Origin of the sequence: Flavobacterium sp. (assembly GCF_036515215.1) — a bacterium.
In the GTDB taxonomy this organism is placed as follows: domain Bacteria; phylum Bacteroidota; class Bacteroidia; order Flavobacteriales; family Flavobacteriaceae; genus Flavobacterium.
This window is the reverse complement of sequence record NZ_DATBVQ010000176.1, coordinates 1-24,101: the sequence shown is the minus strand read 5'-3', so window position 1 is coordinate 24,101 and position 24,101 is coordinate 1. Positions and strand designations below refer to the sequence as shown.

22 protein-coding genes are annotated in these 24,101 nt (G+C 38.0%); 13 read left to right on the top strand and 9 right to left on the bottom strand.

Annotated features, from left to right (window positions below; translation table 11 throughout):
• Nucleotides 1–2,658, bottom strand: a 2,658-nt coding sequence (locus VIH09_RS11945; RefSeq protein WP_331581261.1) for a ligand-binding sensor domain-containing protein, incomplete at its 3' end; no start/stop codon positions are given.
• A gap of 1,062 nt (nt 2,659–3,720) precedes the next feature.
• Here VIH09_RS11945 and ligD (VIH09_RS11940) point away from each other — a divergent pair.
• Both ligD (VIH09_RS11940) and ligD (VIH09_RS11935) read left to right on the top strand, forming a co-directional pair.
• Nucleotides 3,721–5,250 (top strand): non-homologous end-joining DNA ligase, encoded by a 1,530-nt coding sequence (ligD, locus tag VIH09_RS11940; RefSeq protein WP_331581259.1) that lies wholly within the window; start codon nt 3,721–3,723, stop codon nt 5,248–5,250.
• A 61-nt stretch (nt 5,251–5,311) separates the two neighbouring features.
• Nucleotides 5,312–6,211, top strand: a complete 900-nt coding sequence (ligD, locus tag VIH09_RS11935) for a non-homologous end-joining DNA ligase (protein WP_331581257.1) — start codon at nt 5,312–5,314, stop codon at nt 6,209–6,211.
• Here ligD (VIH09_RS11935) and VIH09_RS11930 read toward each other — a convergent pair.
• Together VIH09_RS11930 and cfa are read right to left on the bottom strand one after the other, a co-directional pair.
• Nucleotides 6,208–6,996 carry a Ku protein gene (locus VIH09_RS11930; protein ID WP_331581255.1) on the bottom strand — a complete coding sequence of 263 codons (789 nt, stop codon included), beginning with the start codon at nt 6,994–6,996 and terminating at the stop codon, nt 6,208–6,210. The genes ligD (VIH09_RS11935) and VIH09_RS11930 overlap by 4 nt on opposite strands.
• 52 nt (nt 6,997–7,048) lie before the next feature.
• Nucleotides 7,049–8,167 (bottom strand): cyclopropane fatty acyl phospholipid synthase, encoded by a 1,119-nt coding sequence (gene cfa, locus VIH09_RS11925; protein ID WP_331581253.1) that lies wholly within the window; start codon nt 8,165–8,167, stop codon nt 7,049–7,051.
• Between the two features lie 308 nt (nt 8,168–8,475).
• Between cfa and VIH09_RS11920 the strand changes: the two genes are divergently transcribed.
• Both VIH09_RS11920 and VIH09_RS11915 read left to right on the top strand, forming a co-directional pair.
• A complete protein-coding gene (locus tag VIH09_RS11920; RefSeq protein ID WP_331581251.1) occupies nt 8,476–9,201 on the top strand; it encodes a Mut7-C RNAse domain-containing protein in 726 nt (241 codons plus the stop codon).
• A gap of 316 nt (nt 9,202–9,517) precedes the next feature.
• Entirely contained in the window at nt 9,518–10,984 is a 1,467-nt protein-coding gene (locus tag VIH09_RS11915) for a glycoside hydrolase family 130 protein (RefSeq protein WP_331581249.1), read from the top strand.
• Nucleotides 10,985–11,313: 329 nt separating this feature from the next.
• On the opposite strand, the gene msrB is transcribed toward VIH09_RS11915, so the two are convergent.
• The 6 genes from msrB to VIH09_RS11885 form a co-directional block, all read right to left on the bottom strand.
• Nucleotides 11,314–11,850: a peptide-methionine (R)-S-oxide reductase MsrB gene (gene msrB / locus VIH09_RS11910; RefSeq protein ID WP_331581247.1), complete on the bottom strand. Its 537-nt coding sequence runs from the start codon at nt 11,848–11,850 to the stop codon at nt 11,314–11,316.
• A gap of 4 nt (nt 11,851–11,854) precedes the next feature.
• Entirely contained in the window at nt 11,855–12,487 is a 633-nt protein-coding gene (gene msrA / locus VIH09_RS11905; RefSeq protein ID WP_414656159.1) for a peptide-methionine (S)-S-oxide reductase MsrA, read from the bottom strand.
• 203 nt (nt 12,488–12,690) lie between these two features.
• Complete coding sequence (gene arsM, locus VIH09_RS11900) at nt 12,691–13,659, bottom strand: arsenosugar biosynthesis arsenite methyltransferase ArsM (protein ID WP_331581245.1); 969 nt, start codon at nt 13,657–13,659, stop codon at nt 12,691–12,693.
• A gap of 2 nt (nt 13,660–13,661) precedes the next feature.
• A complete protein-coding gene (locus tag VIH09_RS11895) occupies nt 13,662–14,474 on the bottom strand; it encodes a purine-nucleoside phosphorylase (protein ID WP_331581243.1) in 813 nt (270 codons plus the stop codon).
• Between the two features lie 29 nt (nt 14,475–14,503).
• Nucleotides 14,504–15,556: an arsenosugar biosynthesis radical SAM (seleno)protein ArsS gene (gene arsS / locus VIH09_RS11890; protein ID WP_331581241.1), complete on the bottom strand. Its 1,053-nt coding sequence runs from the start codon at nt 15,554–15,556 to the stop codon at nt 14,504–14,506.
• A 27-nt stretch (nt 15,557–15,583) separates the two neighbouring features.
• Nucleotides 15,584–15,919: an arsenosugar biosynthesis-associated peroxidase-like protein gene (locus VIH09_RS11885; RefSeq protein ID WP_331581239.1), complete on the bottom strand. Its 336-nt coding sequence runs from the start codon at nt 15,917–15,919 to the stop codon at nt 15,584–15,586.
• A 478-nt stretch (nt 15,920–16,397) separates the two neighbouring features.
• On the opposite strand from VIH09_RS11885, the gene VIH09_RS11880 reads away from it, so the two are divergent.
• The 9 genes from VIH09_RS11880 to VIH09_RS11840 all read left to right on the top strand — a co-directional run bounded on the left by VIH09_RS11880 (nt 16,398) and on the right by VIH09_RS11840 (nt 24,076).
• On the top strand, nt 16,398–17,195 hold the full coding sequence (locus VIH09_RS11880) for a sulfite exporter TauE/SafE family protein (RefSeq protein ID WP_331581237.1): 798 nt from the start codon (nt 16,398–16,400) through the stop codon (nt 17,193–17,195).
• Nucleotides 17,196–17,348: 153 nt separating this feature from the next.
• Nucleotides 17,349–18,749 (top strand): rhodanese-like domain-containing protein, encoded by a 1,401-nt coding sequence (locus VIH09_RS11875; RefSeq protein ID WP_331581235.1) that lies wholly within the window; start codon nt 17,349–17,351, stop codon nt 18,747–18,749.
• 60 nt (nt 18,750–18,809) lie between these two features.
• A complete protein-coding gene (locus VIH09_RS11870) occupies nt 18,810–19,079 on the top strand; it encodes a rhodanese-like domain-containing protein (RefSeq protein WP_331581233.1) in 270 nt (89 codons plus the stop codon).
• Nucleotides 19,080–19,339: 260 nt separating this feature from the next.
• A complete protein-coding gene (locus VIH09_RS11865) occupies nt 19,340–19,648 on the top strand; it encodes a DUF202 domain-containing protein (RefSeq protein WP_331581231.1) in 309 nt (102 codons plus the stop codon).
• Nucleotides 19,649–19,757: 109 nt separating this feature from the next.
• Nucleotides 19,758–20,966 (top strand): MFS transporter, encoded by a 1,209-nt coding sequence (locus tag VIH09_RS11860; protein ID WP_331581229.1) that lies wholly within the window; start codon nt 19,758–19,760, stop codon nt 20,964–20,966.
• Nucleotides 20,967–21,028: 62 nt separating this feature from the next.
• Nucleotides 21,029–21,598, top strand: a complete 570-nt coding sequence (locus tag VIH09_RS11855; protein ID WP_331581227.1) for a TlpA disulfide reductase family protein — start codon at nt 21,029–21,031, stop codon at nt 21,596–21,598.
• Nucleotides 21,599–21,894: 296 nt separating this feature from the next.
• Nucleotides 21,895–22,464 (top strand): YeeE/YedE family protein, encoded by a 570-nt coding sequence (locus tag VIH09_RS11850; protein WP_414656158.1) that lies wholly within the window; start codon nt 21,895–21,897, stop codon nt 22,462–22,464.
• Between the two features lie 10 nt (nt 22,465–22,474).
• Nucleotides 22,475–22,972 carry a DUF6691 family protein gene (locus VIH09_RS11845; protein WP_331581225.1) on the top strand — a complete coding sequence of 166 codons (498 nt, stop codon included), beginning with the start codon at nt 22,475–22,477 and terminating at the stop codon, nt 22,970–22,972.
• A 6-nt stretch (nt 22,973–22,978) separates the two neighbouring features.
• Nucleotides 22,979–24,076: a c-type cytochrome gene (locus VIH09_RS11840; RefSeq protein ID WP_331581223.1), complete on the top strand. Its 1,098-nt coding sequence runs from the start codon at nt 22,979–22,981 to the stop codon at nt 24,074–24,076.
• Nucleotides 24,077–24,101: the final 25 nt, after the last annotated feature.

Sequence of the window (24,101 nt, the reverse complement as noted above, 5' to 3'; positions counted from 1 at the left end):
GACTTCCGAGAAATTATTGACAAAGTTCAGCGGGTTCTGAATTTCGTGAGCTATTCCAGCGGTAAGTTCACCAAGTGATGCCATTTTCTCCGATTGAATTAATTGATTTTGGGTTGTTTTGAGGTCTAGATATGCTTTTTCTATTTCTTTGGCTTGTGCTAATTCTTTTTGTTGTGCTCGTTCGCGTTCCTTTCTTATGGTACGATCTTTTTGGAAGCGATGAATACTAAATCCTGACAATATAAGAAGTAGTAAATAAATCAAATTCGCCCACCAGGTTTGCCACCAGGGTGGTGAAATGGTAAATTTAAATTCTGCTGGTTTGCTCCAAGCACCATCTAAACCTTTCGAAACCACTTTAAAAGCATAGTATCCTGATGGTAAATCTCTATAATTTTCACTGGTGTTTTTTTCAGAAACAGGACTCCAGTTTTTATCAATACCTTCCAAGAAGTAGCTATAAACCAGTTTGTCGGGATTATTGAGTTGAAAACCATTGTAATTGAAACTTAAATAATTTTGGTTGGAAGCTAAAGTAAGGTCCACCGGTAAGTTGTAGGGACCTTGAACCGAATTCCAGTGCATATGGTTTTCCGAATTTTCTAATTCATTTTTTACGGACAAAAGTGTATCCTTAGTTGATAGCCAAGCTATACCTAATCCTTTCCTGCTTTTTTGTATGCTAATTTTATCATTAAATACTTGTTTTTTATCCAAGATGTTCAATCCGGTAATAAAAGTTATATTGCCAGAATTATCTTTCTGTATTGGATCTATTACGGTTAACATTTGTCCGTTGACACCAGCCCATAACCTGCCTTTTTTATCAAAAGTGAAACTATTTTCTGAAAAATCTACCTGATCGAAACCTTGTTTTTTGCCTAAAGTCTTTACTTTCCAAAAAGTGTAAGCATTATTTCCTTGTTCTATTGGTTGAAGTATGGTCAATCCTTTTGATGTTCCATTAAATATTTCACCCTTATATGCAATTAAAGCATATACATCGTTAGCTGCCAAACCTTCATCAGTTGTAAAGGTGGTAAGTTCTTTTTTTTGTGTATTTATGAGTACTACGCCTTGGTCTGAGGCCGCCCAAATATTTTGATGCTCATCGAGGATTAAAGAAAATACTTGATCGCTTACTAAACCTTCGGCAATTGTTAATCGAGAACGCGCATTGTTTTTGGGATCAATTCTATAAATACCCGCTCCTCTACTTCCTATCCAAATATGATTCGTTGCATCAAGTAAAAAAATATTATTTCTCACTTTAGTTTCTTTAGTGGTAGCCTCATAATATTTAAAAATCGAATGTTCCAAATCAATGGTTTGCATTTCACCTAATGCCCCACCAAGCCACATTAGTCCATTTAAATCTTCGAAAACTGCAGTTATTCTATTTGTTTTTAATCCTTGATCCGTGGTAAGTTGCTGAATGGTTCCTCTTTTTGAATCAATAATACTTACACCATTTCCAGAACCACAAGACCAAATTCTGCCTTTCGAATCCTCAATTAATCTAGAATTTCTAACATTTACAAGACCTTGTTCCACTCCCAAATGTTTAAGTGTTTGTGTTTTTGGGTCATAAACATCAATTCCGTTATAGGTTCCAATCCAAATTTTACCATCTTTTGTTTCCAATGTACTCCAAACTTCATTACTGGTTAGCCCATCAGGAATACCATAATTTCCGGGTCTCCCATTTTTAGGATCTAATTTATATAAGCCACCTTGTACAATAGCAGTCCAAATTTGTCCTTGCTTATCTTCCAGCATATTAAATAAAATCTGTTGTCCTTTATTGATTTCAAATTTTTCAATCTCTTTTTTTGATGCATCAAAAGAATACATAAAACCTTTTTCTGTTCCCAACCAAATTTTACCAGCTTTATCTTGGTAAACATTGCTGACACTTCCACTTTCTTTCAATCCTTGTTCTGGGGTGAGTTGGGAAATAGTTGTTTTAGCTGCATTTATAATTTGTACTCCTCCGCCATTTCCTATCCAAATTTTACCTTCTCTATCTTGATAAATTGTTAAAATAAAGGGGTTTAGTAAACCATTTTCAATGGTTAAGGCTTTCTTTTTTCCGTTTTTTAAGTCAATAATATTTACGCCTTTATCCGTTGTAAGCCAAATGAAACCCTCTTTGTCTTGAAACGGTGTGATGCTAAAATTGCCTAGTAGGCCGTGTTCCGCATCTAATTTCCTAATTGTATTCGCTTCCAGATCAACAATACTATAACCATTACGATTATTAGTCAGCCAGATTTTACCATCCTTGGCTTCTATCATATCGTATTCATCACCCATATCAAATGAGCTACTTAATTCATGAATAAGCTGTGCCCTAAAATCTATAACCGTAATGGTATTTATATTGTTTCCCAACCAAAGTCTGCCTTTCGAATCAAAAAGCATAGCGATAGTTCTACTAGCTGTCAATCCTTGATCCGTACCATAATTTTCCAGATTTTCTGAATCGTATTTAGCAACACCTCCATCTGTTCCAATCCAAAGCATTCCGTTACCATCCTTTACAACACTTAATGCATTCCCTGGAAGCCCAAAGTTAGCATCAAATTGCATGATACCCCTACTGGCGTTTGGCATATTAATAGGGTTTCCAGCTTTTACAATTTTGGGTTTTCCCAAAACGGTAGTTTTAATGCTAATTTTTGCTTTTGGGAGGCTATTTATATCTAAATTAGTTTCTGGCAAACTATTCCACTCCAATTTTTTTTGTGGTAAAGGCCCGGATAATGCATACGGAATGTCAATGTCAAAAGGCTTTGATGGTAATTTATCCCAGCTAAAACTTTTGGTAGGTAAAGGTTTTATTTTAGATTTATCTTCACTAATCCATTGAATGGTATCTGTTTTTGAAAACTCAAAACTTTTGGTAACAGGTTGTGCAAATTCATTCTTTAAGGATGGAAAAGGAGGTGCTTCTTTACTGTTTCTGCAGGCTTGCAAAAATAAAATGACTAGAATTAGAAAGAGATATTTCAGGTTAATTACAGTTGATTTTTTCATTTCTTTTTCTTTAATTTTAATAAGTTAAAATTACTCTTTATGTGAATCGTTTTTTTTTAATTACCAGTATAAAAAATTGTTAGTCTTTAATTATCAGAAATAAAGTACTTTATTTTATCTTATCTTATTTTAAGTCCATGATTATCATCATTTTCAAGATAGATATTTTAAATCGGCAAATGAATAGTGAATTCAGATCCTGCCTCTCCGGCTAGCAGACCTTCCCCTTCTTTTGTTTCCACTATCAACTCGCCTCTGTGCGCTTTTACAATAGTCGATCAGTATTTTGAAATCCTCCTAATTTTTATAAAAAATAATTCGGCAAAGTAATCTTCAAAATCCACTCCTAAATTAATATAAATAATCTTATTAATTTTAAATAAAAAACATTAATTTAATGATTAACAGTGTTTTAAACAAAACAAAGTAAATAATAAGCCCGCTAATTAAATATAGTTCAGTGCTACCGTATTAAATTAAATGCTGCACATAACCGAAAAGGTTTAGCCTAACCCAAAATACTCAGTAAATCGTGTGCCGAATGAGCCAAAATCGCTAATTTTCATCCTATTTTTTTACTTAATTAATTATTAACCAATACTTTAAAAACGTTTTTTGGATTATAATCGATAAATTTACATGGAGTTTTAACTTGAGATCCTCCCCCTAAATTATCTTGCAATGACGTTATATAAATACAACCGGAAACGTAATTTCAATTCCACGGACGAACCGAAAGGGGAAGTCGAAAGCCAGCAAAACGAACCGGTTTTTGTAGTGCAAAAGCATGCTGCCTCACATTTGCATTACGATTTTCGCTTGGAAATGGATGGGGTTCTAAAAAGTTGGGCGATACCCAAAGGCCCCTCGATGAACCCGAACGACAAGCGTCTGGCCATTATGGTGGAGGACCATCCTTATGCCTACAAGGATTTTGAAGGGAATATACCGGAAGGGAACTACGGAGCCGGGAATGTGATCATTTGGGACAACGGAACTTATACTTTAGCGGAGGAACAACCAAAAGCGGCCATCGAGAAAAAATTGGAGGCGGATCTAAAGAAAGGACACCTCAGCTTTGTGTTGAATGGAAAAAAACTGAAGGGTGAATTTTCTTTGGTGAAACTAAAGAGCCAAGAGGACAACTCTTGGCTTTTGATAAAAAAAAATGATTCGGATGCCACCGATGTGGATATCTTAAAAGAAGACAAGTCCGTACTTTCAAATTTATCCTTGGAGGATTTGGAAAAAAAGAATGCAAAAGATTCAAAAAAAAGTATCAGAGCCGAATTTATTAAACCAATGTTGGCCCGTGCCGTCGAAAAGCCATTTGACGACACAAATTGGGTCTTCGAAGTGAAGTATGACGGCTACAGAACCATCTCGGTCATCAATCCGGATCAGGTGAATCTCTTTAGCCGGAACCAACTATCTTTTGACAAAAACTTCAAGGCAATCGCCGATGAGTTGACAAAAATAGACCATGTTGCGGTGCTTGACGGCGAAATTGTAATTGAGGATGAAACCGACCGATCAGATTTCCAATTGTTGCAAAATTATATCAAAACTGGAAAGGGAAAACTCAAATATTATGTTTTCGATATTTTAAACTTGGACGGCAACAACACGACCGGACTGTCATTATTGCAGCGCAAGGAATTGCTCGAAATTTTGTTGCGTAAATTCCCACTATCGAAAGTGATTTATTCTCAACATATCCAAGAAAAAGGAATTTCATTTTATGAATCGGCAACAAAAAAAGGTCTTGAAGGCATCATGGCAAAAAAGGCGAACAGTCAATACAGAGCAGGAAAAAGGAGCGGCGACTGGCTCAAAATACGGATTTCGCAACAGCAAGAGGCCATCATTATTGGACTCACAGAATCAAAAACTACCAGAAGTTATTTTGGAGCGCTTTTGCTCGCCCAATATGATCGCAAAAAATTACGCTTTATTGGGAAATGCGGCACGGGATTTACCGAAGAAAACATTAAGGAATTGTATGAGCAGTTTGAGCCTTATTTTATCGAGGAATCGCCGATAAAGGACAAGGTAGCATTAGCCGATAAAGTAAAATGGCTCAAACCAAAATTTGTCTGTCAGGTCAAATTCACCGAATGGACTCAGGATCATCTTTTGCGCCATCCCGTTTTTCAAGGACTTCGGGTCGATAAAAATGCCAGCGAGGTCACTTTTTCATCAGATCATTAATTATCACTAAAACAAAGAAACTGCCATGAACGGTAATAATAAAAATGATTTTTATTTAAAAATGGGAGATATAAATTTGCATTTGACCAATCAGAACAAGATATACTTCCCCGATGACGGCATCTCGAAAAGGGACATCGTAAATTATTACGATGCCGTTTCAACACTTATATTGCCTTACCTTAAAGGCCGTCCCCAATCCATGCACCGATTCCCTAACGGAATCACTGGCGACAGTTTTTATCAAAAAGACGTTGACCTAAAAAACATTCCGTCCTGGCTTGAAACAGAAAAAATTTATTCGGAATCGAATGACAAATACATCGATTATTTGCTGTGCAATAACAAAGCGAGCCTACTCTATATGGCCAATTTGGGTTGTATCGAACTAAACCCATGGAATTCCACAATCGATAAAATTGACAAACCCGATTGGGCCGTGATCGATCTCGATCCGGCAAATAATGATTTTAAGGAAGTGGTAAAAACAGCACTTACGGTAAAAAAAATAATGGATGAATTCGAGACGGAATGCTATTGCAAAACATCCGGAGCAACCGGGCTGCACATTTACATTCCGCTGGGCGCGAAATACGGCTATGATTCCGCCCGATTGTTTGCAGAGTTGATAGCAAATGAGGTTGTTGCCCGATTGCCTCATACCACAAGTGTTGCCCGTCCGCTTGAAAACAGACGCAATAAAATTTATATTGATTTTATGCAAAACAGACAGGGCCAGACTTTGGCTTCGCCCTATTGCGTGAGACCCAGACCTGGGGCTACCGTATCCACTCCCTTGGAATGGACAGAAGTGAATGAACAATTATCGCCATCACAATTTACCGTCAAAAATGTGATGAGACGCTTTGACAAAAAAGGCGACCTGTGGAAAGCCGTATTGGGTAAAGGAGCCAATCTGGAAATGATTATAAAGAAGATTTCCGAAAACCCAAAACCTTAAGAAGACTTACTTTTCTTTTTTTCCAGGCTTGCCTTAAGCATAGCCATTAAATCTGCATCCTGCTTGTGCACGACTTTTAGTTTTGGAGCGACTTGTTTTTTGCCTTTTGCCTTATCCTCAATAATTTTCAAAAGTTTGGCTGTATAATTGTCTTTGTAATTTGTAATATCAAATTCCTCCGTCAATTGCTCCACCAGCTTAATGGCCATATCCATTTCCTTTGTGTTTTTTTCGGAGGCTGGCGGCAATTTTAAATCCGCGGTATCTCTGATCTCTTCCTGAAATCGTATCCTGTTAAGGACAATAGTATTCTTGTACGGTTTCAAAATGACCAGACTCTCCCTGTTTCTTAAAATAATGGCACCCACGCCCACTTTCCCCGAAGCTTGCATCGCATCCCGAAGCAATGCATACGCTTTCGCGGCTCCTTTGTCAGGTTCCAGATAATAAGGTTGCTCATAATAAATGGTGTCAATTTCTTTTTCGTCGACGAAATTCATTATTTCAATGGTTTTGGTTTTCTCTGGCTCTACGGCATCAAAATCTGAATCCTCGACAATCACGTACTTCTCATCCAGTTTATACCCCTTCACAATATCGGAATAAGAAACCTCCTTGCCCGTGTTTTCGTTAACGCGTTTAAATTTTATGTTAGAAAAGTCATTCTTGTCGAGCATGTCCATTTCGAGCTTGCTCTCCTGAACCGCTGAAAATATTTTAATTGGGATGTTGATCAGTCCGAAAGCGATTGAACCTGACCAAATTGATTTTGTTCTGGTTTCCATAAAATTGCTGTTTTAATGATTCCGTAAAAGGGAAGATTTATACTTTCGGCCGCTAAAATCGGACGGATTTGTATTCCTCTTGAAAGTTGGGTTTCGCGACCACAATCTGCCAAAGGTTTAGCCTCCGGCAACGAAAGGAAGCCGCCGAAATCGTTAGGTAAAAATTCCACATTCTGTAAAAGGTTTCCCCGTATTCCTGCCGTAATGAACCACTTGATCTTTTAAAATTTTCCTGCCAAGCCTTTAGGGTGTGATAGTAATGCAAGCCTATGTTATGCAAATCCTCGAGCAAGAGCTTGTCTTCCATTGCTTTTCCTATTTGGGTCAAAGAAGGTATCAATCCGCTGGGAAATATATATTTATGAATCCAAGGGTCAGTGTTCAAATCGGTTTTGTTGCTGGCTATAAAATGCAATAGGCAAAGACCGTTGTCTGCCAGGTTTTTATTAATGATTTTCATAAATGTGTCATAATTCTTATAGCCCACATGTTCCAGCATTCCGATGGAGACAATCCGATCAAACTTTTCGTCGATATCCCTGTAATCCTGAAAACGAATTTCAACATCTAGGCCTTTACAGCGTTCGATGGCTAATTTTTGTTGTTCGGCCGATATGGTAATCCCGACCACCTTCACCTGATAATTCTTTGCGGCGTAGTAAGCAAACCCGCCCCATCCGCAACCTATGTCCAATACTTTTTGACCCGGTTTTAATTGCAGTTTCTCGCAAATCAATTTTAATTTTTGTTCTTGTGCTTCGGTTAAGGTTGTTGCCCCCTCCCAATAGCCACAAGAATACATCATTAGAGGATCAAGCATATTCTCATACAAGACATTGCCAATATCATAATGATGCGCGATTGACTGAAGTGCTTTGGATTTTGTTTGAAGATTAAAAAATTTTGCTTTAAGAACCAACAAAAAGAATGTCCAGTTGTCTTGCAGCTTTTTTTCTATTCCATTCGTAAATATTTTATTAAAAAAAGTGTCCAAGTCTTCACAGTCCCACCAGCCTTCCATATAACTTTCTCCCACACCTAGCGACCCTTGGCTTAAAACACGTCGATAGAATCTTGGATTATGAACCTGTATGTCATACGGCTGATCCCCATTGATAGTAATTCCAGTCTCTGAAATTAATTCCTGCACAGCTGCTTTGTATCGGTTCATAATAAATTTAATTTTCCCTGTTTGATTTAACTTACTACATGCCTTTGTTTGATGAAATTATTTCTAAAATAAGTTTAGCAAAAACGATGCAAAATACTGAATTTCAACATATTAAATTTACAAAAAAAATATTTAAGAAGGTGAATAATTAGGAGTTCTTTAAATCAAATCTAATAGTAGAATCCTGCAGTGGCAATAAATAAAAAGCGTGCTTTTTAGCCATCTTTATCTCAAGTTTCGCCGCAGAATGGCGTAACTTTAGGTTCAAAGCTTCACATAAAAAATTAATTTGACAAGAAACAATCGCAATGGTAAATAAGGCCACCTTTCACTTCTATGAAGAACTAAATGATTTCATTGCGTCTGATAAAAAAAGGCTGGCATATATATACTCATTTTACGGAAATCCTTCCATAAAAGACGCTATTGAAGCAATTGGCGTTCCGCATGTCGAGGTGAATTTAATGCGGGTTAACGGCCAAGTGGTCGATTTTGCCTATCACTTAAAAGACAATGACAGGGTATCCGTCTATCCGGTTCCAAAAACCGGAAAAAAAGCATCGAAAGTGATCAAATTCATTCTGGATGTGCATCTTGGCAAACTTGCTAAATATCTGAGAATGTGCGGATTTGATAGCGCCTATCAAAATGATTACGATGACAAAAAAATTGTCCTTATCTCACTCGAAGAAAATCGTATCATCCTGACACGCGATATTGGCATGTTGAAAATGAAATCCGTTTCTCAAGGTTACTTTATCCGCAATCAGGACTCGAAAGCCCAATTAATGGAAGTGTTGCAACATTTTGATTTGCAGCAGGCCATTGATCCCTTTAAGCGCTGTATCAAATGTAACGGTAAATTAGAAAGGGTTGAAAAAGAAAAGGTAATGCAACGGCTCCAACCTTTGACCCAAAAACATTTCAACACCTTTTTCAAATGCGAAAATTGCCAAAGCATTTTTTGGGAAGGATCACATTTTGATCGCATGAGCGGCTTTATCAATACCATTAAGAATTCAGAAAATCCCTGAAGCCTAAAAATTCCACGCTTCAGCTGCGATACGCATTTGTTTTGATTTGACAGTCGGAGCTAATCCAGATTCGCATTTAAAATTCGACTTCTGCAAAATTCCAAAAAAAAGCATGAAGCAAGTATTTACAGTGTTGAAAATCAAATATTTAACCTTCTTTTATTAATTTTTTTTGTAATTTTGATATCATGGTATAATTGAAGTTTGAACATTCCAAATCAGTGATTTCAGGATAAAAATAAAGTTTTTTTGAGTTAGCAATTCAAAATCCTTCATCGACTGTCACCCTTATTTTATTTAATTTAAAAATAAATCTATGCGAGTTTCTGTCACCCGAAAAAATGTAAAATTCACTCCCGATTCAAGCAGAATTGTTGCTCGGTATTTTATGAACGGTGAGCAACGAACACAAAAAATGATAAGCCATATAATTACTTTGGATGAAAAGCAAGTGATAGACACCTTGGAACAAACACTACGTGAGTTTGCCAGACGGCATCGAAATATTTCAAGTATATTTTACAGACATTGCGAAAAAATCAGAGGAATTATTGAAGAAATGCAAATCAATTGTGATAGCCTCTCAGATGAACGAAAAATGCTCATGGGTTCCTACTGTACCATGGAATATGCCATAGAATCAGCGGCTATTTTCAACCCTTCCATTGTTGAAGATTTCGATCAGTCGAACCTAGAAAAGGGGCAGAAAAGAGTGATTATTTCTTTCAGGGCCACTGGAGAAGGCCATATCTCCTCAATCGTTTTTAGGAGAGGAGTCCTTGATGTAAATAACGATCTCCACGTGATGAAAATTGGTGATAACATTGATCAAGCTGAGATTGTGCAACAAAAATTATATAACAAAAAAAGGTTTGTCACAAAATTGGCAGAAATGAACACCCAGGACAAATACTCAAGCTGTATTATGCAAGAGCTGCCTGAACAATTTGAGTATTCAGCATTAAAAGATGTCGTAAAAAAAGCCATGGACGATGAGTCAATAAGCCGAGATAAAAAAACTGCACTTGAGGAAATGATTTGGTTAGCGGATTCATTTTATTATTTACAATTCAAGCACGATTCCGATATCTCCGAGCGGGTTATATTTCCGATATCCGATTCTGAAAGCAATGGTATTGAAGATGCTCGTTTTGTACGTTTTTTTAACGATCATGAATCAGAGAGAATAATTGGAACTTATACCGCTTATAATGGTCATACCATTCTTCCAAAAATGATTTCTACTGAAGATTTTTACACGTTTCGTGTCATGCCTTTACATGGAGTGGGCGCCCAAAATAAAAATCTGGCATTTTTCCCCAGAAAAATAAAAGGAAAGTATGCCATGCTTTCCCGAATTGACGGTGTCAACAATTACATTATGTATTCCGATAATCCTACGCAATGGGACAATCCCATTATGCTACAAGAGCCCCGTTACCCATGGGAATTCATCCAAATTGGGAATGGCGGATCCCCGCTTTGGACCGAAGAAGGCTGGCTAGTCATTACTCACGGTGTGGGTGCCATGCGACAGTATTGCCTGGGTGCTTCCCTATTTGATCTTGATGATCCTTCAAAGGAAATTGGCAGACTCAAATACCCTTTGCTTTCGCCATTAGAAGAAGAACGGGAAGGTTATGTCCCCAATGTCGTTTATTCCTGCGGATCGATCATCCACAACAACAGCCTTATATTGCCTTATGCCGTATCGGACTACTCCTCTACTTATGCTGTGGTGGATATGATAGAATTGATGGATGCTTTGAAAAAAAGCAAATGATGGTTCAAGCTTTGATATTTTGTACGGACTTCATTCAATAGAGTTATTTTTTGTTTAAATTGTTTCCGACTAAATTACAAGACCACATGAATATATCTTAAAAGGATCTGGCATATCATCATACAAAACGTTACAATATCATAGAGATGCATTTTTGAACGTTCACATTTTACAAACAACTGTCAGAAATATCCCTTTCAGGGAGGCGGATGTTATCTGCTTCTTGGAGCCGTTGCCGTTGATTATCATTTCCCCACCGTTGCCGTCAGCAATATGTCCAAAATGCCCTTTGTGTCCGATTTGCGTTATTCCAACACAAGCGACATAGATTATTCTGATTTTTGGAATAGCATTGCTCCCGAATTCATACAGTAGCGCAATCCCGTGGGTTTGGGACCGTCATCAAAAAGATGTCCCAAATGACCGTCGCAACGTGCGCATACGATTTCACCTCGCACCATCCCCAGGCTTTTGTCAACAACCTCTTTTACCCTGTTTTTATTTATCGGTGCATAAAAACTGGGCCATCCCGTACCCGACTCAAACTTAGTTTCAGATGAAAACAAAGGCAATTTACAACCGGCACAAAAATAATGGCCTTTATCGTGATTGTCATTAAATTCGTTTTTAAAAGCAGGTTCGGTGCCTTTTTGACGCAGGATGAAATACTGATTTGGCGTTAATACTTTTTTCCACTCCGCATCCGGTTTTACCACTTTTACCAAAGAGGTATCGTTCAGTGATAACAATTGCTGTTTCAGCGGATTGTTATTAACGACATCCGCTTTAGCCGCATTGGATTGCTTACAGGCAACAAAGGCCAGAGCAATAATTGTGGATAACAGTAATTTAAAGTGAGTTTTCATGACTTTAAGAATTAGGTTTCAGTTTTCCTTTATATGTTTTCTTGAATTTGTTGTATCTGGGGATGGAAACCCCTTTGACATAAGGTTCGTTCGGATGGTGTTTTATGTAATCCTGGTGGTAGCCTTCCGCCTTGTAAAAATCCATCAGCGGCTTCACTTCCGTCACTATCGGATTTGGAAACACTTTCTTGGCCGTCAATTCCGTTATTTTATCCAAAATGATTTTTTTCTCCTCGGCATTTCTGTAAAAGACAATGGAACGGTAGGATGAGCCCACATCAGGCCCTTGTCTGTTGGGCGTAGTTGGGTCATGGGAGGCAAAAAACACATCAACCAATTCCTTAAAGGAAACAACTTTGGGGTCGTAATAAACTGCGACCGCTTCCGCATGGCCCGTTTTGTGTGAACTAACCTGTTCATAGGAAGGTTTTTTTGTCGTGCCGCCAGTGTAACCAGACACCGCATCATCGACACCTACAACAGCTTCAAAAATATGTTCGCTACACCAAAAGCAACCCTCGGCAAAAACGGCAATCGCCTTGCCTTTTTTTGGTTCTAAAGACAATTTGGTGCTTTGGGCATTCGAATTACAACTCAAGACTGTAAACAACACCAAGATATAACTTGCTAATTTCATGATTATAATTTATTGATTAATACTAATGTACGACAGATTTACCATTCCGGTTTTGAAATGCATCCTAAAATTTTGTTAGTTTTTATGCCAAGTTCTTTTAAAACTATGAGTCGAACAGGGACTTACAACACTTGGATTCAGGATGTATCTACAGGACGTCATTTGACATCAATTTTTAAATTCCAAAAATTGCGTTCCAAACCTTAGCAGCAACCGCCTCCATTGTAATGGAAGGTACTTTCACTGATATAAATATCGTTTCTGCCTAAATTGGCAAGCGCCGCGGCCGTTTTATCACAAACCGCCAATGGCTGGTTCTTCAGCAAAAAATGTCCTTTATTATCGTCAAAACTCGCCTCTTTGCCGTAATAGATAGCTGCCTTACCCGTAAAAACGCATGGACCGTCTTCTGGCATCGGGTCCTTGATAGCGCATACTTCTATACTTTCTATAAAAATAAGCTCATCGGTGGGATAGTTTTCAGGGTCAAGAATTCGGTACGGGCGTCGACCACGGATTTCGATCGTTCCAAATCCAACGTCAGTCAAAGCTTTAATATAATCCGCAATGGGAATGCTTCCGCTCAAGCATAAGGCACGCAAATGATCATCATTTCGCAACGCTTCATTCATAGGTTGCTCACAGGTGGGATCGCTCATTACAAGGCGCCCATGAGGTTTAAGGACACGATACATTTCTTGCAACGCTTTTTTTAAATCCTCGGCCTTAAATATGTTGAAAAGGCAGTTTTGAGCCGCTATATCAATGCTTTCGTCTTCAATAGGAAGGTTTAGCGCATCCCCTTTTTTAAGTTCGATAAAATCTCTTCGAAACCATTCGTTTTGCTCTTCGGCAAGGATAAAGTTTTTCCGGGACGCTTCCAGCATTTCGTCAACCACGTCCACTCCCACCACGCCCCCTTTTTGGCGTGAAAAATAAGAAAACTGCAGCAACTCCATTCCGCCACCAACACCAACGTACAACACTTTAGGGTTGTTAATCAAATCTTGGGCAGATATGGTGCTTCCGCAGCCGTAATTCATCTCTTGCATAATCATCGGAATTTCCAGACCGGGGAATTTCCATACGGGCGTTGTGGTGCAGCATAAACCAACATCAGGCGTTAATGCCGCTTCTTTGTATAAATCGTTTGTGGCGTCTAAATAACTCATATCTATAATTTTATTAATCCTCTAAATAAAGTAATCATCTTGGGTTCCGCTTGACCGGCACAGGCAATAATCTCCGCAATATTAACCGGTTTCAGGTAATCAGGATTGCATTCGTCAGTCAAGACAGAAACCGCGATTACGGGCAGGCTCAAATGATTGGCGACAATCACTTCAGGAACCGTACTCATTCCCACTGCATCAGCCCCGATAATTTTGAGGTAACGATACTCCGCCTTAGATTCCAATTGCGGTCCAACGACGGCAGCGTAAACCCCTTTATGCAGGATAATGTTTTGCTCATTTGCTATTTTAACCATCGTCTTTTTCATTCCAACATCGTAGGGTTCGCACATATCCGTGAAGCGCTCCCCAAAATCGGAAACGTTTTTAAAAGCCAATGGTGATCCGCCCTGCAAATTGATATGATCATCGATCAGCATTAAATCCCCTTTTTTGAAACTGAGATTTATAGCTCCGGCGGCATTTGAAATCAGTAATTTTTGAATTCCCAAAGCTTTTAATATGCGAATAGGGAACGTGACATCCTGCAGCGAATAGCCTTCATACAAATGAAAACGCCCCTGCATCACCACCACTTTTTTATTTTCCAGGGTTCCAAAAATTAATTTTCCCGAATGGAATTCGACTGTCGAAACTGGAAAATTGGGTATGTCAGAATAATCAACCTCTCGTTCAATATTGATATGTTGCACTAATTGTCCAAGTCCCGTCCCAAGAACGATTCCGATTTCAGGATTTTGAAACCCTTTTTGTTTTAGAAAATCTACTGTTTCCTTTATTGTTTCAATATTCATTTCTATAAAATATTTTATAAATGATTAATTTAAGCGACAGTCCCCTGACAGCTGCTTCCGGCACCTGCAGTGCATCCATAGCAATGCTGTGATATTAAAATAGTCCTGTCGGTCAGACTTTCTTCGTTGAATTGGGAGATGTGCTTTTCGGCAGATGCCACTTTTAAACCTAACATCTGGTTAAAGTCACAATCGTACAACCAACCGTCATAACTTACCGAAATGGTATTTGTACACATGACATTTGCGACTGCATTCGGGTTGAATGCTTCCACTAAAGCATACATATAATCCTCATAATTATCAGAGCTGATCAGATAATCCAGAAAACGACTGATGGGCAAATTAGTGATTGCAAACAGAGAATTAAATTCGACATCAAAATCTTCTTTCAAGGCTTTCTTAAAATCATTTTCCAATGCTTGCTGGTCGGTTGGCAAAAAGGCGCCGGATGGATTGTACACCAAATCGAGTTTCAATCTACTGTCCGGCATTCCATAACCTACCTTGTTCAGCATTTGCAATGCCTCGATAGATTTGTCAAAAACACCATCTCCACGCTGTTTGTCGGTTTTTTCCCTTTTGTAATAAGGTAAGGAGGAAATTACATGAATATTATGCTTGGCAAAGAACTCGGGTAAATCGTTGTACTTTTTATTGGCCAAAATTATCGTCAAATTGGACCTGACAATAAAGTCTTGGACACCCAATTTAGAAGCTTCTTCTACAAACCATCTGAAATTCGGGTTCATTTCTGGGGCGCCACCCGTCAAATCCAATGTATGAACTCCGGTGTTTTTTATCACCTCCAAGCACTGTTGCATGGTTTCCACGGTCATAATCTCCTTTCGATCCGGACCCGCATCAACATGGCAATGCGCGCAAACCTGATTGCACATATAGCCCACGTTAAGTTGCAGAATCTCAATTTTTTTTGGTCGCAAAGGAAACTGGCCGACCGATTTTATTTTATCTGAAAAAGTCGGCATAGAGCCTTCTTTAAAAATCCCACCCGATAAAATTTCGAGCTGTTTTTCTGTTTTTGAAAGTTCGCTATGTTTGGCTTGTAATGACTTTAACATCGTTTTTAAAATTTAAATTCTAATGAACTACATCGAAAGTTTATCGTATTTGTTCATCATTTGAACACTATGCACAAGCGTTGCACCTCCGCGAATGGCCGCTGCTACATGAACGGCTTCCATCATTTCTTCCTTGGTTATCCCTCGCTTCAATCCGTCACCTGTATAGGCATCGATACAATAGGGACATTGCACGGCATGTGAAACGGCCAAAGCGATCAACGATTTTTCACGGGCCGACAAACTCCCCTCTTCGAACACTTTGCCATAATAATCAAAAAATTTCTCGCCTAACTCTTCGTTCCAATCGGATATTTTTCCAAATTTTTTAAGGTCAGCGGGATCGTAATATGTTTTTTCCATCTTATTTCAATTATTTAGTAAATGTCAATTTATGTTATTTCAAAAATACAACCTTAAAGTATAAAGAGATACGAATAAAGAGGATTTTGGGATTTATAAGTACCCAAAGACAAGGGTCTCCAATCATAAGACGAGCTAACGGTGCCATCCTGACAATTAATTTACATTTTTTTTTGCTCACTTGTAAGCCTAGGTTTTATGATTAAACTTCCTTGGACAGGCTAACTTTACCGCATAAAAAATGAAGACTAAAAACCATGATTTTGACTTATGAGACAAGTCCGCAAAATTTATGACCGCATTTTCAAAAAGAAAGCAGTCCAATTGAGTTATCGGAGAACAAAGAATTGAACTTGGCAAAGTCTGCTACAAATGCATCCCAATACCAGTAAACTTTTAAATTAAATCCTCCTATGTGATAAATGTTACTGACTATAAAATTTTAACTGACAATCTTTGCAGTATAAAATTTATAATTATGGAATATATAGGTTATTTTGCGTCAATCCTTATTGGCGTTGCTTTAGGGCTGATAGGCGGAGGCGGATCGATTCTTACCGTGCCCGTTTTAGTTTATTTATTTACAGTCGAACCCGTATTAGCGACCGCTTATTCGTTGTTTATCGTTGGTTTAACCAGTGCGGTAGGAACCGTTGGCTATTTCAAAAAAGGGTTGGTAAACATAAAAACAGCCATCGTTTTTGGTATCCCGTCCATTATCGCCGTTTTTACAACAAGAGCTTTAATTGTTCCTGCAATACCTAAAGAAATCTTTTCGATAGACAACTTCACACTAACAAAAGACCTCTTTTTAATGTTGTTTTTTGCTTTAATAATGGTTATTGCGTCTTACACCATGATTAAGAAAGACAAAAAAACTGCCGTAGAAGAGGCTGGAGAGCAAAAATTTAATTATCCGCTAATACTTATTGAGGGCGCAATTGTGGGTGTCATTACGGGTCTAGTTGGTGCCGGTGGTGGTTTTTTAATAATCCCTGCTTTGGTCATCCTGAGTAAATTGCCCATGAAGGAAGCCGTAGGGACCTCTCTTGTAATTATTGCCGCCAAATCATTAATAGGCTTTTTTGGTGAAGGTGGAGAAAGTGTCATAAACTGGCAGTTCTTATTCATCATTTCAGGTTTTGCAATTGTTGGAATATTCATTGGAACGGCATTGTCTAAAAAAATAGATGGTAATAAACTAAAACCTGCATTTGGTTGGTTCGTATTGGTAATGGGAATCTATATTATAACAAAAGAGCTCTTCCTGAAATAAACCACCACGCAACATAAAGCACTGAACAACAAGCAATTAATAAAATAACGGGCTTTTTCACATTATAAAATCCCTATGTAACATTAGTCACCAATTTTAATAAAATCATGAACTAATTTTGCTTAATAATTAAAAACTAAAAAAACAAACGATATGTATTTTCAACACATTTACGACAAGAGTCTTGCTCAAGCAAGTTATTTTATTGGCTGTCAAAAAGCAGGAGTAGCCGCGGTAATCGATCCTAAAAGGGATGTAGACACCTATCTCGAAATTGCCAAGCAGAACAATATGAAAATCACTCATATTTTAGAAACACACATACATGCCGATTTTCTTTCCGGATCTCGAGAATTGGCCGCTTTAACCGGAGCAGAAATGTACCTTTCGGCTGAAGGCGGACCAGATTGGAAATATGAATTCCCTCATATTGACGTAAAAGATGGTGATGTTTTAAAAGTAGGGAACTTAAAAATAGAAGTAGTTCACACGCCCGGACATACCCCGGAAAGCATCAGTTTTCTGTTAACAGATACGCCTGCCAGCGATGAACCTGTAATGCTGTTCACCGGTGACTTTGTATTTGTTGGTGACGTGGGAAGACCTGACTTGCTAGAAAAAGCAGCAGGAATGAAAGGAACTCAAGACATTGGTGCCAAACAAATGTACCAATCCATCAATAAATTCGATGCGCTACCCGATTATATTCAAGTATGGCCAGGCCATGGGGCAGGTTCCGCTTGCGGAAAAGCATTGGGAGCAGTACCAAGCACCACTGTAGGATATGAAAAAATCAGAAACTGGGCATTTCAACATAAAAACGACGAAACGGGATTTGTAAAATATTTATTGGAAGACCAACCGGAACCACCTAAGTATTTTGCGATGATGAAACACTTGAATAAAGTGGACCGTCCGTTGCTTACTGCCGTTCCAAAATTAAAAAAACTGGACTACGCTGAATTAGCTGCAGCGCTAGCCAAAGGGATTAAATTGATTGACGCCAGAGATAAAACAGAATTTTCTAAAGGATTTATTCCGGGAAGCATCAACATACAAGGGAACAATTCATTTGCCACTTGGGCGGGATGGTTTCTAAGCTATGACGAACCTTTCATCTTGCTTGCCGATGAATCGCAACTGGATGATCTTACCAGAAAACTAATGAGAATTGGACTGGATAACATTCAAGGCTACATTCCTTCTACAAAAATATGGGAAGAAAACGGCGGTTCTTTAGAGACAGTGAATCAAATCACATTGGAAGAATTTAAAACCTTACAACAAGAAAAAGACGTTCAAGTGGTTGACCTTCGTGGTGTCGCTGAATACAATGCCGGTCATATCAAGGGAGCAGACAATGTATTTGTAGGTACTTTGCCTAGCAATCTGGACAAGGTCAGCAAAGACAAAAAAGTGTTAATCCATTGTCAGGGTGGTGACAGAGCCTCTATTGCCTATTCATTGTTAGCAAAGAATGGCTATAAAAATGTGTTCAACTATTCTCCTGGAATGAATGAATGGATTAGCAAAAACAACCCTATTGAGTACTAAAAAAACTCAATTGTGATTTGAATTTGCAAAAAAATATATTTTCAAAAAAACACAACACAAATGGAAAATTTAATAAAAAAAGGTGCGTTCCTTGTAGATGTTCGCACTCCTGAAGAATTCGCAGAAGGTCATGTAAAAGGATCAACCAACATTCCTTTGGATCAGGTCGTGAATCAATTGGCTAAGTTTAAAGATAAAGAGCACATTATTGTTTTCTGCCGAAGCGGAAATCGCAGCGGTCAAGCCAAAATGATTTTGGAACAAAATGGTTTCAAAAACGTTACAAACGGCGGTACTTGGCAAGATGTAAACGAGGCGATGGGTCAATAAACAGCGGTGCCATTAAGATAGTGTGCAGTTTAAAACAAGAAATTTTTTGTTTTAAACTGCACACTTATTTATTCACCAATCGAAATTTGATGTGAATAAAACCAATTTTATTTTGATGTGTTTAAAAAACACTAAAGCCATAAAATTGATTTGGATAGAGAAGTAACTTTGATAGTGATGTAAGAAATGCTAATAAGTTTGTAACTTTCCAATGAACAAATACAAACAGACTACTTTTTAAAATTAATCAGAAAAAAAATATGGAAGCGAAAAAAGCACCGAACAAAGACTTAATCTTAAGGGAAAAATTAGCATTACAGCGTACTATATTGGCTAATCAATCCACTTTTCTTGCCTTTTTGAGAACCTCAATGTATTTTTTGATTGCGGGTTTGAGTTTGAGAAATTTGTTGAAAATTGAAAATAGTTTACTCATTGAAATAGCATTATTTATTGCTTCATTTTTCATTTTTATTTATGGGACCGTCAACTATTTCAAGCATAAAAAATCCATATTAGAAAACAAAAAGCACATCGGTGAGTACCAGCTGGAATATTACAAATTATAGAGGCGTAACTCTTTATAGTTTTTTAACAGCTACATCATCCGAAGGCTAAACTGGAAAAAAGACCAAACTATTTTTGAATTTAAAAATAAAGGCAAGACAACAATTGGAAATGAAGAATACAAAACTCGGGCTGAGGGAAAATTGGAAACAGTTTAGCCTTTTGATTATCGTAAATGCCTTCGTCGGTGGAATGATTGGAATGGAAAGAACCATAATTCCAAAATTTGCCGAGATTGAATTTGGCATTGCTTCAAAAACGGCCATCCTGTCTTTTATAGTTGCCTTTGGGATTACAAAAGCGATAACTAATTATTTCGCGGGCAAAGTGGCGAATCGTTTTGGCAGAAAAAATTTGCTTTTATTTGGTTGGATTCTCGCCATACCAATTCCCTTTATTTTGATCTATGCGGAATCTTGGAACTGGGTGATTTTTGCCAATATCCTGTTGGGTATCAGTCAAGGACTTACTTGGAGCAGTACGGTGGTGATGAAAATTGATTTGGTTGGAGAAAAAGATCGCGGACTGGCGATGGGACTCAATGAATTTGCCGGCTATTTTGCCGTTGGCCTAGTCGCTTTCCTATCAGGCTATATCGCCCAAAAATACGGAATTACGCCCTACCCTTTTTACCTGGGGATTGGAATTTCCATAATTGGTTTTTTACTGACTCTGTTTTTTGTGAAAGACACCAGACAATTTGTACACCAAGAGAACACAACCAACAAAACCGAAAAATTAGGGAATATTTTCCTGGAAACCACATTCAAAAACAAAACCTTAAGTTCCGTAACGCAAGCGGGATTAGTTAACAACCTCAATGACGGCATGATTTGGGGACTGTTGCCTATTGTGTTGCTTTCCTTGAATTATGATTCTCAGAATATTGGAATCATAACCGCCATCTACCCTACTGTTTGGGGGTTTGGACAACTGATCACCGGAAAAATGTCAGATGTCTATTCGAAAAAAAAGATGCTCTTTTGGGGAATGTTACTTCAGGGAATAGCGATCCTCTTTATCCCTTTTGCAGATGAGTTCTATCAGTTGGCCGCCATTTCAGCATTTTTGGGTTTGGGAACGGCCTTGGTCTATCCTACCTTTTTGTCCGCTATCGCACAGGCCACCAATCCGCATCAAAGAGCGGAAAGCATTGGCACCTTCAGACTTTGGAGGGATTTAGGATATGCGATAGGTGCAATTATCTCAGGAATAACGGCCGATTTATTTGGAGTCAATTATGCCGTAATACTAATAGGAATCATCACGATTGTATCGTCCCTGATTATTGAAATTAGAATGCCGAAAGACAATTTATAAAATAACAACCCTCTAAAACGGAGTCAAAAACCATCTCTTTTAGGAAGTAAAAATTTAAAAAAATGAACTGGAAAAAACCAAAAAAATCTACTATTCAAAATATTCTTTTTATCGTATTTATAGCATTACTGTTGTTCAGTCCTTTGGGCACTTTTGTGAAAATACAATTAAACCGCTTAATTGCCTTTTCGCCCAAAACAATTGCCGTGATGGATCAAAAAAAACTGTCTAGCTATCAATGGCAACTAGTGGACGCCTCCGGAAAGCATGTGTCATTAGAAGAATACAGAGGGAAAGTAATATTCATTAATTTCTGGGCCACATGGTGCCCGCCCTGTATTGCAGAAATGCCTAGTATGCAGAAGTTATATGCCGACTATCAGGACAAAATGGTCTTTTTGTTTGTTACTACTGACTCCTTTGAAAAGGGAAATGCTTTTTTAGTCAAAGAAAACTTAACGCTTCCTATCTATCAGTCGGTTTCAAATCCTCCTGCAGATATGGATTCGGCAACGATCCCCGCCACTTATCTCATCGATCAACAAGGAAATGTGATTTTGGCCAAAATTGGAACTGCAAATTGGAATAGTGATTCGTTCAGGGAAACGTTAGACGAGTTACTGAAAAAATAATTCCAATGAGAAGACCACTTTAAAACTGGCAAAAAAACCAGGCTGCAGAAAAAGCACATGGCCAATCCTAATTGCAGCTGAATCGCTTAAAAGTGGTCCAGAAAACCGACCCCTTTTTTATCTGCTGATATTTTAATATTTTCTAATATTAATAAGTAGCTACTCTATAAAATAAGATTAAAACAGGACAATTTATCTCCTTTATGTGCTTTTTTAGCTGTTTTTTTTCCTTGTGTGACATAAGTTACATGTTTTATCTTTTTTTAAAGTGAATTTTACATTATTAAAAAAAATATATGGGAATTTTAGAATTAATCAGAGAACCTTGGCCGTGGTACATTGCAGGACCATTAGTTGGACTTACAGTTCCGGCTTTATTAATCATTGGAAACAAATCATTTGGTATTAGCGCCTCATTACGTCACACTTGCGCGATGTGCTTGCCGGCAAATATTAAGTTTTTCCAATACGATTGGAAAAAAGAAATTTGGAATATGTTTTTCGTATTCGGTATTTTATTGGGGGGTGTTATTGCATTCAGTTTTTTATCAAATCCAGATCCAATTATTATTAATGCCAACCTAAAGACAGAATTAGCGAGCTACGGAATCACAGAAATCTATGGAATGTTACCGGAACAGTTATTCTCTTGGGAAAATTTGTTTACACTTAAAGGATTTTTCATGATGGTCATTGGTGGCTTTTTCATTGGTTTCGGTTCTCGTTATGCGGGAGGTTGCACCAGTGGTCACTCTATTTCCGGTTTGTCAAATTTACAAATGCCGTCGCTTATAGCAACGTGCTGCTTCTTCGTTGGCGGATTGATTATGGCTAATCTTATTTTACCATTTATCCTTTCACTTTAAAATAATAATTATGAATATCAAAGATCAAAATACAGATTTCGAAACTCGTTCCTTAGACACCGTTTGTATCAACGAGAGTCAATTAGAACATAAATGGCACCACAATTTAAAATACCTAGTCATCGGTATACTGTTTGGTATCGTTTTTATCAAAGCCGAAGTAATTAGCTGGTATCGCATTCAGGAAATGTTCCGTTTTCAATCTTTTCATATGTATGGCATCATAGGAAGTGCCGTTGTGGTAGGGATGATATCCGTTTTCCTGATAAAAAAATTCAATATCAAAACCATTTATGGCGAAAAAATTGAATTCCATGACAAAACATTCAACAAAGGCCAAATTTACGGCGGACTCATCTTTGGACTGGGTTGGGCTATAACAGGAGCTTGTCCTGGCCCATTGTTTGCACAAATTGGAACTGGCGCAACTGTCATGATCGTTACTCTATTGTCTGCTGTTGCGGGAACTTGGATATATGGATATTTTAGAGATAAACTGCCTCATTAAAAAAGTATGAATCCAGAAAAACAAAATATAGCCCAATTTAAATCGCTGGTAAAAAGGCTGGCCTATCTGTTTACGACTATTATTTTCATAGTAATGGTATTGTTTTTATTTTTGTTCTTCAATTCATCAGTCATCTCTTTGTTTCAAAACAGCGGGCCGGATTTGGATTCCCTTTACGTTGAAGCAGAAAAAAAGGTGCTGCTGCAGAATGAAATGGCAAAAGTTTGGCGACCTGCTGATATTAATCTAATAACCGATGCAACTTTAAAGCAAGAAGTGGAATATGGCAAAGATTTAATTGCACATACCGCCAAATATTTGGGTCCAAATGGCAGTGTGAAACAAATCAGTAATGGTATGAATTGCAACAATTGCCACTTGGATGCCGGCACAAAAGTTTGGGGGAATAATTATGGTTCCGTTTATTCTATGTACCCAAAAATGAGATCAAGAAGCGGACAGGTCGAAAACCTTTACAAAAGGGTTAACGATTGCATGGAAAGAAGCTTAAATGGCCAACATCTCAAAGAAGATGACAGGGAAATGAAAGCCATGATCGCTTACATTGAATACATTGGCAGCAATGTTCCCAAAGGACAAAAAGCGCATGCTTCCGGAATTTATGATTTAGAATATTTGGACAGAGCTGCTGACCCTGGAAAAGGAAGGACGTTGTATGACGCCAAGTGTGCCAGTTGCCATCAAGTAAATGGTCAGGGAATACTCGCTGCAGATAAGAAAGAATATACATATCCCCCGCTTTGGGGTGCTAATTCCTATAATAGTGGCGCGGGATTATTCAGAATCAGTCGTTTTGCAGGTTATATAAAATACAATATGCCCCTGGGTGCAACCTATGAAAACCCTCAATTATCAGATGAAGAATCTTGGGATATTGCGGCCTATGTAGAAAGCCTGGACAGACCGTCAAAAGATTTAAGCAAGGATTGGCCTAAAATCGCCAAGAAACCTATAGACCATCCCTTTGGTCCTTATGCGGATAGTTTTAGCGAAACGCAACACAAATATGGGCCATTTAAACCCATAAAAAAGGAAAAAAAGAAAATGGAGGAGGCTGAGGAGAAATTGAAATCTAAAACATAAAACAAATGAAAATTCTAAAACTAAC